Annotated in this window: 11 protein-coding genes; 5 read left to right on the forward strand and 6 right to left on the reverse strand. The window is 71.6% G+C overall.

From position 1 onward, the window contains the following. Positions 1-23: 23 nt before the first annotated feature. Positions 24-611, forward strand: a complete 588-nt coding sequence (locus ABZ842_RS05300; RefSeq protein WP_361531946.1) for a TIGR03086 family metal-binding protein — start codon at positions 24-26, stop codon at positions 609-611. A 445-nt stretch (positions 612-1,056) separates the two neighbouring features. On the opposite strand, the gene cutA is transcribed toward ABZ842_RS05300, so the two are convergent. Together cutA and ABZ842_RS05310 are read right to left on the reverse strand one after the other, a co-directional pair. Next, complete coding sequence (cutA, locus tag ABZ842_RS05305) at positions 1,057-1,410, reverse strand: divalent-cation tolerance protein CutA (RefSeq protein WP_361531949.1); 354 nt, start codon at positions 1,408-1,410, stop codon at positions 1,057-1,059. A gap of 27 nt (positions 1,411-1,437) precedes the next feature. Further along, entirely contained in the window at positions 1,438-2,079 is a 642-nt protein-coding gene (locus tag ABZ842_RS05310; protein WP_361531952.1) for an NAD(P)H-dependent oxidoreductase, read from the reverse strand. A gap of 255 nt (positions 2,080-2,334) precedes the next feature. On the opposite strand from ABZ842_RS05310, the gene ABZ842_RS05315 reads away from it, so the two are divergent. Both ABZ842_RS05315 and ABZ842_RS05320 read left to right on the forward strand, forming a co-directional pair. Beyond that, on the forward strand, positions 2,335-2,895 hold the full coding sequence (locus ABZ842_RS05315; RefSeq protein ID WP_361531955.1) for a hypothetical protein: 561 nt from the start codon (positions 2,335-2,337) through the stop codon (positions 2,893-2,895). Positions 2,896-3,088: 193 nt separating this feature from the next. Beyond that, positions 3,089-3,793 carry a class F sortase gene (locus ABZ842_RS05320; protein ID WP_361531958.1) on the forward strand — a complete coding sequence of 235 codons (705 nt, stop codon included), beginning with the start codon at positions 3,089-3,091 and terminating at the stop codon, positions 3,791-3,793. Here ABZ842_RS05320 and ABZ842_RS05325 read toward each other — a convergent pair. Together ABZ842_RS05325 and ABZ842_RS05330 are read right to left on the reverse strand one after the other, a co-directional pair. Further along, positions 3,699-4,688, reverse strand: coding sequence for a putative protein N(5)-glutamine methyltransferase (locus ABZ842_RS05325; RefSeq protein ID WP_361531961.1), 990 nt, complete (start codon positions 4,686-4,688; stop codon positions 3,699-3,701). The two genes, ABZ842_RS05320 and ABZ842_RS05325, sit on opposite strands and share 95 nt — an antisense overlap. 203 nt (positions 4,689-4,891) lie before the next feature. Next, entirely contained in the window at positions 4,892-5,587 is a 696-nt protein-coding gene (locus ABZ842_RS05330; RefSeq protein ID WP_361531964.1) for a hypothetical protein, read from the reverse strand. Positions 5,588-5,791: 204 nt separating this feature from the next. On the opposite strand from ABZ842_RS05330, the gene ABZ842_RS05335 reads away from it, so the two are divergent. Together ABZ842_RS05335 and ABZ842_RS05340 are read left to right on the forward strand one after the other, a co-directional pair. Then, positions 5,792-7,849, forward strand: a complete 2,058-nt coding sequence (locus ABZ842_RS05335) for an APC family permease (protein ID WP_361531970.1) — start codon at positions 5,792-5,794, stop codon at positions 7,847-7,849. A gap of 184 nt (positions 7,850-8,033) precedes the next feature. Beyond that, a complete protein-coding gene (locus ABZ842_RS05340; RefSeq protein WP_361531973.1) occupies positions 8,034-9,194 on the forward strand; it encodes an alkaline phosphatase PhoX in 1,161 nt (386 codons plus the stop codon). A gap of 28 nt (positions 9,195-9,222) precedes the next feature. Here ABZ842_RS05340 and ABZ842_RS05345 read toward each other — a convergent pair whose 3' ends face one another. Continuing rightward, on the reverse strand, positions 9,223-10,272 hold the full coding sequence (locus ABZ842_RS05345; protein ID WP_361531976.1) for a winged helix-turn-helix domain-containing protein: 1,050 nt from the start codon (positions 10,270-10,272) through the stop codon (positions 9,223-9,225). 484 nt (positions 10,273-10,756) lie between these two features. Beyond that, a complete protein-coding gene (gene ppdK / locus ABZ842_RS05350) occupies positions 10,757-13,474 on the reverse strand; it encodes a pyruvate, phosphate dikinase (RefSeq protein ID WP_361531979.1) in 2,718 nt (905 codons plus the stop codon). Positions 13,475-13,831 lie beyond the last annotated feature (357 nt).

Genomic DNA, 13,831 nt, shown 5'->3' on the forward strand with positions numbered 1-13,831 from the left:
CCCGGGCGCGCGACAGTGGCCCCATGGCACACCTGGAACAGGACGTGACGACCCTGCTCAACCGTCACGCCGAGGCGCTTGCGCTCTTCACCGACCGCGTCCACGCCGTGCGGCCCGACCAGTGGGGCGAGCCGACGCCCTGCACCGAGTGGTCCGTGCGCGACCTCGTGAACCACCTCACCGCCGAGCAGCTCTGGGTGCCCGACCTGGTGACCGACGGCGCCACCCCCGCGGACGTCGGCGACGCGTACGAGGGCGACGTGCTCGGCAAGGACCCGCGGGCCGTCTGGGACGCGGCGGCCCGCGCCGCGCGGAAGGCGTTCGCCGCGCCGGGCGCGCTGGAGCGGACCGTGTGGCTGTCGTACGGGGAGACCCCGGCCGTCGCGTACTGCGCCCAGATGACGACGGACGCGGTGGTGCACGCGTGGGATCTGTCGCGGGGGATCGGCGCGTCCGAACGGCTGCCGGACGATCTGGTGAACTTCGCGCTCGACGAAGTGACGCCGTACGCGTCGGGCCTGTCCAAGACGGGTCTGTTCGCCCCGCCGGTCGAGCCGCCGCCGGGCGACAGCCACCAGGCGAGGCTCCTCGCGCTCCTGGGCCGCGCCTGAATTTCCGCGCCCGAGCTTTCCCCTGCGGGAGCGCCGACCACTGCGCCCCGGCGACGGGTTACCCGCGCAGTCCCTCGCGCCGCTGAACCCGCCGTTCTGCCGCGGGATCGTTGGTCGCTGCGGCCCCGTGGTGGCTTGTCGCGCAGTTCCCCGCGCCCCTGACTCACCCGCCGTTCCCCTACAGGATCGTTGGTCACTGCAGCCCGGTGGGGCATGTTCGCGCAGTTCCCCGCGCCCCCAAAATCCCACGCCCTTCGGGCGTAGGGGGCGGAATGAGCCGCTGTGGACGACTCGCAGGTGACCGCCCGGGGCAGCGAATCAGGCGCGCGGGGAACTGCGCGACAAGCCCCCCACCGGGGCGCGGAGAGACCAACGATTCCGTAGGGGAACGGCGGGTGAGTCAGGGGCGCGGGCGCCGCGAAAAGGCATCACCGGGGCGCGAGGGTCAGGCGCGGGGGGACGTTTCGGAGGTGAGCCAGGTCAGGTACGTCGAGGTCGCGGCGATCACCGGGAGCGCGATGACCTCCGGCGGGTCGTAGTCGTGCGCAGCGACGAGATGCGCCTCCAGCTCCGCGTACCGCCGCGGCACCGTCTTGAACAGCACCTGCCACTCCTGCGTCGTCTCGACGGCGTCACGCCAGTGGAAGACGGAAGTGACGGGCGCGGAGATCTGCGCGCAGGCCGCGAGTCCCGCCTCCACCGCGCCGCGCGCCAGCTCCGCCGCCTTCTCGGCGCTGTCGGTGGTGGTCAGCACGGCCAGGGCGACGGCGTCGGCGGGGTCGGGGTCGGGGTCGGTCATGCGCACACCGTACGCACGCGCGGTGCGTCACACGGCGTACGGCCGCTCGCTCCGCGCGTTCCGCAGTGCGTGCGCCCACCAGGCGAGCCGGTCGAGCAGCGCCTTGGCGGCGGCGTCGCAGGCCGTCGGGTCCTTGTGGCGCCCTTCGCCGTCGAAGTCCCCGTGGGCGTTGTGGAAGGAGACCGTGTCCCGCACGGTCGTGGCGTGCAGTTCGGCGAAGACCTGCCGCAGGTGCTCGACGGCCCGCAGGCCGCCGGACACCCCGCCGTAGGAGACGAAGGCGACGGGCTTGGCGTGCCACTGCGCGTAGTGCCAGTCGATCAGGCTCTTGAGGGCCGCGGGGTACGAGTGGTTGTACTCGGGCGTCACGACGACGAACGCGTCGGCCTGCGCCAAGGTCGCCGAGACCCCCGCCAGGCCCTCGGGCGCCGCCACGCCGAGCGCCGACGGAAGGTCCAGCTCGGCCAGGTCGACGACGGAGACGTCCAGGTCATCGCGGTTCTGCGCATGGCGTAGGAACCACCGGACGATCACGGGTGCGAAGCGGCCGGGGCGATTGCTGGCGACGATGACGGCCAGACTCAACGGGTGCGGGTGCGGGTGCGGGTTCGAGCCCGACTGCGAGCGGGCAGGGGCGAGTTGCGGGTTCTCCCGCTTGGTCGTGTCCATGGGAGAGAGGCTCTGACCTCAAGTCCGCTTGAGGTCAAGCCGGCCCCGCGGCCCCGCCCGGCGGGCCGCGTCACCCGATCGGCGCGCGCCGCGGGTAAATCCAGGACACCCCACCTGACCTGCGGTGACGCTCCACGTCCAGGACGCCACGCCGGGCAATGGGGCGTGATCTGATGACTTATCAGCATGCGGTGGGGGCGGCCGGCGCCTTATCTCGGAGGAGACGGACCACATCGCCGCGCTCCGGAGGAGACCATGCGCACCACCGCCCGCCTGCTGTCCAGCGCCGCGCTCGCCACCGCGACCATAGGGCTCGGTCTCGGCGCCTCGGCAGCGCACGCCGAGGACGGCGGTGGCGGCCGGCTGGAGGTCTTCCCGTCCACCGCCGAGCCCGGCACGACGATCACCGTCAACACGACCGCCTGCGGCAAGGACGGCCACGGCACCGGGGACGCCCGTTCGCTCGGGGTGGACGAGTTCCACCTCTCCCCCGGCTCCCACCGGGAGTCCGTGGTCGGCGAGTTCCAGGCGCCCCACAGCATCGAGTCGGGCAGCTACCGCGTCGAAGTGCGTTGCAAGAACGGCAAGCGCAGCTCGGGCGACGTGGTGATAAGGCACAAGTCGGGTGACCGGGACAACCAGGGGTCGGGCGAGCAGCGCCACGACGAGCCCAGTGGCCACGTGCGGACCGGTCTCGGCGGCAGCGTGGGCCCGGACACCACCCAGATCGCGGTGGGTGTGGCCGTACTGGCCGCTGCCGCCGCCGGCGGGACCCTGCTTCTGCGGCGTCGGGCGAGAGGCGCGCAGGGCAGCTGACGGGCCGCCTCGCGCGCCCCACGTTCCCGCCCCGTCCCCGCTCCCGTCGGCCCCGGCCCAGCTCGGCCCGACGGGAGCGGGGCACAACCGCACCTCCACACAACTAGCACCTCAGACACCTCACATACCGCAAGCACCACATGCACCTCATGCACCTCATGCACCTCACGCACGCCCTCACCACGGAGGACCGTTGGGCTCCCAGGCCAAGGGGTGGTGCATCGCCGCCGCCGTCTGCACCGGGCTGTGGCTCGTCCACGACGGCGCGCAGAACGTCACGCCGCCTTCCCCCTCCGCCGCGCAGGCGTTCGCCGCCGGCCCCCGCACGCACACGGACGCCGCGGCCGACCCGCTGCCGCCGTCCGCACCCCTGCGGCTGCGCGTCCCCGACATCGACGTGGACGCCCCGATGACGGGCCTCGGCCTGGATTCGAAGGGCGGCCTGGAGGTGCCGCCGGCCGAGCAGGGCAATCTGGTCGGCTGGTTCCGCAACGGCACGCCGCCGGGCTCCCGCGGCACGTCCGTCGTCGCCGGGCACGTCGACAACGCCAAGGGCCCCGCCGTCTTCTACGCACTCGGCGCCCTGGAGAAGGGCCACCGCATCGAGGTGGTGCGGGCGGACGGACGGGTGGCGGTGTTCACCATCGACGCCATCGAGGTGTACGAGGCCGACGAGTTCCCCGACGCGAAGGTGTACGGCGCCAAGGACCGTGCGGAGCTGAGGGTGATCACCTGCGGCGGCGGGTTCAACAAGAAGAGCGGCTACCAGGGAAATGTGGTCGCCTTCGCCCACCTCATCGGCGTCAAGCCGGTCCAGGACCCGACGGACGCGGTGGGCGGGACGGACCCGGCCGGTACGGCTGGTGTTCCCGCCCGCTCCCCGGCCGGCCCCCGATGACCACCGTCGCCGCCCATTCGTCCGACGTCTCGACCCGCGCGGTCAAGCCGCCCCGCACCACCGCCTCCACCGCCGCGGCCGTCTGCCGCTGACCGGTCTCGAACAGCAGCGAGCCGCCCGGCGCCAGCCAGCTCCGCGCCCCGGCCGCAACGCGGCGCAGCACGTCGAGGCCGTCCCTGCCGCCGTCGAGGGCGACCCTCGCCTCGTACACCCGCGCCTCGGCCGGCAGGAAGTCGATCTCGTCCGTCGGCACGTACGGCACGTTCGCCAGCAGTACGTCCACGGTGCCGCGCAGGCGGTCGGGCAGCGCCGCGTACAGGTCGCCTCCGTAAGCCCGGCCGTCGAAGCCCGCCACGTTGCGGCGCGCACAGCGCACCGACGCCGGGTCGATGTCCGCGGCGTGCAGTTCGACCCCGCCCCCGGCCCCCGCTCCGGCTCCAACCCCCGCTCCAACCCCGCCCCCGGCCCCGGCCCTTCGGGCGACGCCGGCGGCCACGGCCGCGCCCAGGGCTCCGGAGCCGCAGCACAGGTCGACGACGACCGCCCCCGGCCGGGCCGCGACGAGGGCGTGCCGCACCAGGAACTCCGTACGGCGCCGCGGTACGAAGACCCCCGGGTCGACCTCGACGCGCAGTCCGCAGAACTCGGCCCAGCCGAGCACGTGTTCCAGCGGCAGCCCGGCGACGCGCCGCTCGACCAGGGCGGCCAGGGCGGCGGGTCGGTCCGACCGACGGTCCGCGGCGGCGAGCAGCAGTCGCGCCTCCTCCTCCGCGAAGACGCACCCGGCCGCGCGCAGCCGCGCGACGACCACCTCAAATGAAGAAGCAGAAGGAGCAGAAGAAGCGGAAGGAACAGAAGCGTCCGACGGATCAAGGGGCAGCGGAACGTACGACATGGGAGCGGCCTTTCGGAACCACGAAGGGCGCTCCTCGGGTCACCGGCTCCGGTGTCCCGAAAGGGCCGCAGGCCCGTGCGAGGGGAACGCCCGATCTGTCACGGCAGTGATGGGTCCCACCTCCTCGATCGGTCCCGCCCGGCTCGGGCGAGGGGACGGCCACACTATCCGACGCTCCCCCGCAGCGCACCCGCGCCGACCGCTCACCTCAGGTCGGACGCCTCGAAGACCGCCCGAGCCGCATCGGCCTCCAACTGCTCCATCCGCCGGGCGAGCGAGTCGAAGGTGTGGCCGCCGGTGCGCAACAACCCGGCCGCGCGCGAACGTCGGACGCCGGCGTCCACCGCGTGCCAGATGAGCGGGTTGTCGGCGAAGGTGCTCGGGTCGATCTCGACCCGGCCGCCGCGCGCGTCCCGCAGCACCACCCGCTGCGCGACGCCGCCGCGCCGCTCGACCTGGACCAGCCGGTGCGTGTCGATCCGGCGCTCCCGCAGCAGACCGCGCACCGACAGCCAGTCGGGCCCCGCGGTCACCCGGGGCGGGTACAGCACGACGAACAAGGCGGCGCCCAGGGTGCACCACAGGGCGCCCCGCGGTGCGGTGAGGGTGCCGGCACCGAGGTCCACGAGGTGGAGCAGGAGGAGGAGTGCGAGTGCGCAGAAGCCGGCCGCCCACAGGTCGGGGACCCATCTCCGGTCCTCGGCGAGCACGTCCCCGTCACCCGAGGAACCACCGCCCGAGGAACCGCCGCCGGACGAACCGGCACCAGAGGAACCGGCACCGGAGGAACCGCCGTCAGAGGCCGCGCCTTCAGAAGCGCCGTCGCCTCCCCGGCGCCCGCCGAAACCGTCTCGGTCTCCGCCGTCCTCCAGACCGCCGCCGCGGGCTCGACTCTCCATGGCCCGGACGGTAGGCCGTCGCCCGCACGCCGGCCGCGACCCGACGATTTCCTGACGTGTTCCCTACGCCCCGCGTCAACATCCCGTGAAGACCGGCCCTTTGGGCGCAAGAGTCATGACAAAACGATGCGCACGGCGAAAAACGCTCCCTCACGCTGGGGTGCCGCCCTCATGGCGAGGGCCACCAGGGAGGGATTGACCACGATGACCAGCATGTCCACGTCGTCGGGAGCCTCCGGAGACGCGGCCACGCCGACTCCGCACGCCCCCGCCAGACCCGACGAACCCGACGGCTCCGACGGCTCCGACGGCTCCACTGAGCCAGACCGGCCAGACCAGCCGGACCGGCCAGAGCAGGTCGACCGGCGCGAGAAGCACCGGCTGACCTCGCTCCAGGGCCTGGCCGCCCTGTCGCTGGACGCGATGGCATCGGTGGCGTACGGCCCGGAGGCCATCGTGCTCGTCCTCGCCGCCGCCGGCGCGGCCGGGCTGGGCTTCACCCTCCCCGTGACCCTGGCGATCGCCGCGCTGCTCGCGGTGCTCGTGGCCTCGTACCGCCAGGTCATCGCCGCATTCCCGGACGGCGGCGGCTCGTACGCGGTCGCCCGCCGGCACCTGGGCCGGCGCACCTCGCTGACGGCCGCCGCCTCCCTCGTACTCGACTACGTCCTGAACGTCGCCGTGTCGGTGACCGCCGGCGTCGCCGCGCTGACCTCCGCCTTCCCCTCCCTCTACGACGACCGGCTGTGGCTGTGCGCCGGCGTCCTGATCCTGGTGACGGGGATCAACCTGCGGGGCATCGTCGATTCCGCGAAGGCGTTCGTCGTCCCGACGGCGGTGTTCGTGGGATCGATCCTGGCCCTCATCGTGATCGGGCTGTTCCGCAGCGCGCCGGTGTCCACCCAGACCGCGGCCGGCCACGCCTCCGCCCTGGGCGACGACGCCACCACCGTCGGCGCGCTGCTCCTGCTGAAGGCCTTCGCGTCCGGCTGTTCGGCCCTGACGGGCGTGGAGGCGGTCGCCAACGCCGTGCCGTCCTTCCGCGCGCCCGCCGCCCGCCGCGCCCAGCGCACCGAAGTCGCGCTCGGCGCGCTCCTGGGCGTCATGCTGATCGGGCTGTCCATCCTCATCGGCCGCTTCCACCTCCAGCCGGTGGAGGGCGTGACCGTGCTGGCGCAGCTCGCGGACGCCTCGCTCGGCCACAACTGGGGCTTCTACGTGGTGCAGTTCGCCACGGTCGTCCTGCTGGCGCTGGCCGCGAACACCTCCTTCGGCGGGCTGCCGGTGCTGATGTCCCTGCTGGCGCGGGACAACTACCTGCCGCACGTCTTCCGTCTGAAGGCCGACCGCGAGGTGCACCGGCACGGCGTGCTGACGCTGGCCGCGGTCGCGGCGCTGCTGCTGTTCTTCTCCGGCGGCGACACCAACACCCTGGTGCCGCTGTTCGCGATCGGCGTCTTCGTCGGCTTCACCATCTGCCAGGCCGGCATGGTCGTCCACTGGCGCGCCGAACGCTCCGCGCGCTGGCGGCTCAAGGCCGCCCTGAACGGTCTGGGCGCCGTGCTGACCGGAGTGAGCACGGTCGTGGTCACCGCGACCAAGTTCACCGAGGGCGCCTGGCTGGTCGTCATCGCGCTGCCGCTGCTGGTGCTGCTCTTCGAGCGGGTCCACCGGGCGTACGGGAGCATCGACGACCGGATCGGCCTGGGGCGGGTGCCCGAGGCCCCGCACCGGGACCGCTCCCTGGTCATCGTGCCGGTGTCGCACCTGTCCCGGCTCACCTGCGAGGCGGTGAACGCGGCAGTGTCCCTGGGCGACGAGGTGCGGGCGGTGACGGTCACCCACGACGACGCGGAGGACCGGGAGGCGGCGCGGGAGCTGCGCCGCGACTGGGAGCGGTGGAACCCGGGCGTGGAGCTGGTGGAGCTGCGCTCGGAGCACCGGACCATAGGGCGTCCGGTGTCCCAGTACGTGAGGAGGGTGTACCAGTACCACCCCGGCACCCGGGTGACGGTGTTGATACCGGAGGTGGAGCCGGACCGCTGGTGGCAACGGCTGCTCCAGAACCAGCGGGGCGCGGTGCTGGCGCACGCGGTGCGCCGGGACACGCAGGCGGTGATCTGCCGACTGCGGTTCCGACTGCCGGGCCCGGGCCCCACCCCGTACGACCGCAAGACCCTGAACGTGCCCACCGACCGAGCTGCCCAAGACCCGCCCATCGACCGGACCACCCACAACGCGCCCACCGACCCGACCGACTGAGTCGGCATCGGGACCGACCGCTTCCGCGACTGACGGTCCGTTCACAACGGTCCGTTCATAAGTACGACACGAAAGACCCGACCTCTTGTCGTGCACTTGCCAACCACTGATGCTACGTTCCCTCCGCACGGCCCCGTCCGCCGGCTGGCGCGACGGGTGACCCCCCACCCTCCTGGAGCGATACGTGGAACGTCGCAACTTCCTACGCGGAGCGGTCATCGGAGCATCGGCCACCGCCTTCGGCGGCTCGCTGTGGCGGGGCGCTGCCCTCGCCGACCCCGCCCAGCCCGGCCCCGGCCCCTACGGCGCGCTGCGGCCGGCCGACACCAACGGCATCCAGCTGCCGAACGGGTTCACCAGCCGGGTGGTCGCCCGCTCGGGGCAGCGGGTCGGCCCCAGCTCGTACACCTGGCACGGCGCGCCCGACGGCGGCGCGTGCTTCGCCGACGGCACCGGCTGGATCTACGTGTCGAACGCGGAGCTGTCCACCGGAGGCGGCGCGGGCGCGGTGCGCTTCTCCTCCTCCGGCGCGATCACCGACGCCTACGGCATCCTGTCGAACACCCGGCGCAACTGCGCCGGCGGCGCGACCCCGTGGAACACCTGGCTGTCCTGCGAGGAGGTGGGTCGCGGCTACGTCTTCGAGACGGACCCCTGGGGCGTCAAGGCGGCGGTGCGCCGGGACGCGATGGGCCGGTTCGTGCACGAGGCGGCGGCGGCCGACCCGGTCCGCAAGACGATCTATCTCACCGAGGACGAGTCGAACGGCTGCCTCTACCGCTTCACCCCCACCACCTGGGGCGACCTCTCCGCCGGCAAGCTCCAGGTGCTGGTGGCGGGCTCCGCGACGTCCGGGAGCTACCGGTGGGCGGACGTCCCGGACCCGGACGGCTCCCCGACCGCGACCCGCAGCCAGGTGTCGGGGGCGAAGAAGTTCAGCAGCGGCGAGGGCTGTCACTACGCCGACGACAAGGTGTGGTTCACCACCAAGGGCGACAACCGGGTCTGGCAGCTCAACCTGACCAGCAGCACGTACGAGTTGGCGTACGACGACTCCCTCGTCACCGGCGGCAGCGCGCCGCTCACGGGGGTGGACAACGTGACCGCCGCCGCGTCCGGGGACCTCTTCGTCGCCGAGGACGGCGGGAACATGGAGATCTGCGTCATCACCCCGACCGGGGTCATCGCACCGTTCCTGAGGATCAACGGCCAGTCGTCGTCGGAGATCTGCGGACCGGCCTTCACGCCGAACGGGTCGCGGCTGTACTTCTCCAGCCAGCGCGGCACCACCGGCTCGTCGTCCGACGGGATCACCTATGAGGTGACGGGCCCCTTCCGCACCTGAAGCCCGCCCGCACCCGCTTCGGCGGGGTTCAACCCGCCGGCGCCTCCGCCGGAGCGCCGCCCCGCAACAGGGCGGCGCCCAGCGGGGTGAGGGTGTGCAGCACGGCATTGCCGTGGCGCAGGGTCAACACCAGCCCGGCCTCGCGCAGCACGGCGGCGTGTTGACTGGCCGACGCGAGCGAGACGCCCGCCCTGCGGGCCAGTTCGCTGGTGGTGCAGCCGTACCGGATGGCCTGGAGCACGACGGAACGGGTGTGACCGACGAGCCGGCCGAGCGAGGGCCCGAGCGCCGAAGACCCCTCGCCGAAGGCGGGGTCGGGCGCGTGGGCCACCGGATAGACCAGGACGGGCGGCAGCGTCGCGTCCCGCAGCACCACGGGGGTGCCGCGGCAGAAGAACGACGGCTGGAGCAGCAGCCCGCGCCCGTCGAGGTGCAGTTCCCGGTCGACCGGGTAGTCCGCCTCCAGGACGGGCGCGCACCAGCGCAGCACCGGCGGCAGCGAGCCCAGCAGCTCGCCCGCCCCGCCGTCGAGCAGCGCCCGGCCCCGCACCGCCCGGTCCGCCTCGACCCTGGCCTGAATGTGCGGCCAGTACGGCTCGATCGCCGCCCGGTGGTATCCGCGCAGGGCCGAAAGCAGTCGGCACAGCGCTTGCGGCGCACCCTCGGCGAGACCGCTGAGAACGGCCGTTCCCGAAGGGGCCGCGGAGCCGAAAGGAGGGCCCGACGCAGGGCCGGACGCACGGGCCGATGCACGTGCTACTGACACCAGGGTCAGTTCGGAATGTAACCGCGCGGGCGCGGTGGCCCGTATCGCCTCCAGGCCGGATTCCAGCCCGCCGCCGGCCTCGGGCGGGGTCAGAAAGTCCGGAAAATATCCCTTGGGCGGTACCAGTGCGGCTAGCAGGTTTGTTTCACCGTTCAACCGGGCACGGGTTTCCGTACGCCATTCCCCGAACATCAGGGCACGGCGACGCTCCCGCAATCGATGAAAACTGAGAATCGTTTCCCACAGGACATCCGGTTTTGCCGCCATTCTCACTCTGGCCAGATCGTCGCCGGTGAAATGGATACGGAGCACTGAACCCCCACTGTTGCACTAGCAATCGCCCCCTACCCCTGAGTATGCACGTCATCACAACCGGTTACCAGGGAGTTTCAGCCAGAGTTGAAATGTCTCGCCCAGCCCGGGTGCGAACCGAAATCCTGTACCGCGTCGGGCAGGTTCCTTCTGTCTCCGATGGACGAGGCGAAGACCGTGGGGGGCTTTGCACGTCCGGCGGCGGGTGACAGAAGGTGCGGCTCCCTGTCCGGCCGGGGTAATGGGGCGCGGCCTGAGGATGGGGATCCACGGGCCGCGCCCCGCCCATGTTGGACGGAATGTCAGCCTCCGCCGTTTGCGGCGTCTGAAGAGCTGAATTCAGAAGACACTTTGTGGAAGTCCACTAAACATCACACGAGTCACGCTGCGCCTTCGTGCGCCTTCGCACGAAGAAGGAGCGGGCGCCCCGCACATGGCGCCCGCTCCTCGTCTTTCGTGCCGCGGCCCGGCCGCGGCCTCCCCGTCAGCGGGAGTCGCTGCCCCGTGAAACCACGGTCGCGCGCCCCGCCTCCAGCCGTGCCACCGGCACCCGGAACGGCGAGCAGGACACGTAATCCAGCCCCACCTCGTGGAAGAAGTGCACCGACTCGGGGTCGCCGCCGTGCTCGCCGCAGACGCCGAGCTTCAGCCCCGGACGGGTGGCCCGCCCCGCCTCCACCGCGCTGCGCACCAGCGATCCAACGCCGTCCTTGTCGATGGTCTCGAAGGGCGAGACCCCGAAGATGCCCTTCTCCAGGTACGCGGTGAAGAAGCTGGCCTCCACGTCGTCGCGGGAGAAGCCCCACACGGTCTGGGTGAGGTCGTTGGTGCCGAAGCTGAAGAACTCCGCGGCCTCCGCGATCTGAGCGGCGGTCAGCGCCGCGCGCGGCAGCTCGATCATCGTTCCGAGCGCCAGCTTCAGCGAGGTGCCGGTGGCCGCCTCGACCTCGGCGATGACCCGCTCCGCCTCGTCCCGGACGATCTCCAGCTCCTGGACCGTGCCCACCAGCGGGATCATGATCTCGGCGCGCGGGTCGGCCTTGGCGTCCTTGCGGGCGGCGGCGGCCTCGGCGATCGCGCGCACCTGCATGGCGAACAGCCCGGGGATGACCAGCCCGAGCCGGACGCCGCGCAGCCCCAGCATCGGGTTCTGCTCGTGCAGCCGGTGCACGGCCTGGAGCAGGCGCAGGTCGTTCTCGTTGTGGTCCTTGCGGGACTCGGCGAGCGCGACGCGCACGGACAGTTCGGTGATGTCCGGCAGGAACTCGTGCAGCGGCGGGTCGAGCAGCCGTACCGTCACCGGCAGCCCGTCCATCGCCTCGAACAGCTCGATGAAGTCCTTGCGCTGGAGGGGCAGCAGCTTCTCCAGCGCCTCGGCGCGCTCCTCGTCGTGGTCGGCGAGGATGAGGCGCTCCACCATCTCCCGGCGCTCACCGAGGAACATGTGCTCGGTGCGGCACAGCCCGATGCCCTGGGCGCCGAACCGCCGGGCGCGCAGCGCGTCCTCGGCGTTGTCCGCGTTCGCCCGCACCCGCAGCCGGCGCACCCGGTCCGCGTACGCCATGATCCGGTGCACCGCGCCGACCAGTTCGTCGGCGTCGTCCGCGCCCGCGTGCATCCGGCCCTCGAAGTACTCGACGACCGGGGACGGCACGACGGGCACCTCCCCGAGGTACACCTTGCCGGTGGAACCGTCGATGGAGACCACGTCGCCCTCCTCGACCACGGTGCCGTTCACCGTCATCCGACGCCGCTTGGTGTCGACCTCCAGCTCCTCGGCGCCGCACACGCACGTCTTGCCCATGCCGCGGGCGACGACGGCGGCGTGCGAGGTCTTGCCGCCGCGCGAGGTCAGGATCCCCTCGGCGGCGATCATCCCGTCCAGGTCGTCCGGGTTGGTCTCGCGCCGGATGAGGATGACCTTCTCCCCCGAGCGCGACCACTTGATCGCGGTGTACGAGTCGAAGACCGCCTTGCCGACCGCGGCGCCCGGGGAAGCGGCGATGCCCCGCCCCAGCAGGGTCACCGGAGCGTCCTCGTCGAAGCGGGGGAACATCAGCTGGGCGAGCTGGGCCCCGTTGACCCGCTGCAGCGCCTCGGCCTCGTCGATCAGGCCCTGGTCGACGAGTTGGGTGGCGATCCGGAAGGCGGCGCCCGCGGTCCGCTTGCCCACCCGGGTCTGGAGCATCCACAGCCGGCCGCGCTCGATCGTGAACTCGATGTCGCACAGGTCCAGGTAGTGGTTCTCCAGCGTCTCCATGATCCGCATGAGCTGGTCGTACGACGCCTTGTCGATGGACTCCAGGTCGGCGAGCGGCACGGTGTTGCGGATGCCGGCCACGACGTCCTCGCCCTGGGCGTTCTGCAGGTAGTCGCCGTAGACGCCCTGCTGTCCGCTGGCCGGGTCGCGGGTGAAGGCGACGCCGGTGCCGGAGTCCGGGCCGAGGTTGCCGAAGACCATCGAGCAGACGTTGACGGCGGTGCCCAGGTCGTTGGGGATGCGCTCCTGGCGGCGGTAGAGCTTGGCGCGGTCGCCGTTCCACGACTCGAAGACGGCCTTGATCGCGAGGTCCATCTGCTCGCGGGCGTCCTGCGGGAAGTCCCGCCCCGCCTGTGCCTTGACGATCTTTTTGAAGTGCTTGACCAGCTTCTTCAGGTCGTCCGCGGCCAGATCGGTGTCCACGGTGACGCCCTTGGCGGCCTTCGCCTCCTCCAGCGCCTCCTCGAAGAGTTCGCCGTCGACGCCGAGGACGGTCTTGCCGAACATCTGGATGAGCCGGCGGTACGAGTCCCAGGCGAAGCGCTCGTCCCCGGCCTGCTGGGCGAGCCCGGCCACGGACGCGTCGGACAGTCCGATGTTGAGGACGGTGTCCATCATGCCGGGCATGGAGAACTTGGCACCGGAGCGGACCGACACGAGGAGGGGGTCGTCGGCCTGCCCGAGCTTCTTGCCCATCTTCCCTTCGAGGGCGTCGAGGTGCGCACTCACCTCGGCGCGCAGCGCCGGCGGCTCGTCGCCGCTGTCCAGGTAGACCTTGCACGCCTCGGTGGTGATCGTGAAGCCCGGAGGGACGGGCAGGCCGAGGTTGGTCATCTCGGCGAGGTTGGCTCCCTTGCCGCCGAGGAGGTCCTTGAGGTCGCGATTGCCTTCGGTGAAGTCGTAGACGAACTTCTGCCCTTGGAGCTCTTTGGTTTCCGACACGGCTCTCGACTCCTCCGAGGCTCGCTGGCTGCCCTGACGGCGAGGAACATACCCAGATCGAAGGCGTCTGGGTACGTCCACTTGGTCGTCATACGGCTGTAACCACTCGTCCGCCACCGGATCGAAAGTGAACTGATGGGCCGGCGGCCGAGAAGCTTTGCTTCATGACTTGAAGCCAAGGAAACGGGTCGTCACGCACGAGCGGGGAGGAAGCGGGGAAGAGTCGACGGAAGGTGAAGGAGTGCTCCACCTTGTGAACGCAGAGAGCCTGGCACGCAGTGCCACTCGTCTGAGATGTGGACTTAACCTTTGAGCGCTCATCTGAGCGCAACCCTTATCAAGGGTGGCGAGAATCAC

The organism is Streptomyces sp. NPDC047315 (assembly GCF_040643215.1).
Taxonomy (GTDB): domain Bacteria; phylum Actinomycetota; class Actinomycetes; order Streptomycetales; family Streptomycetaceae; genus Streptomyces.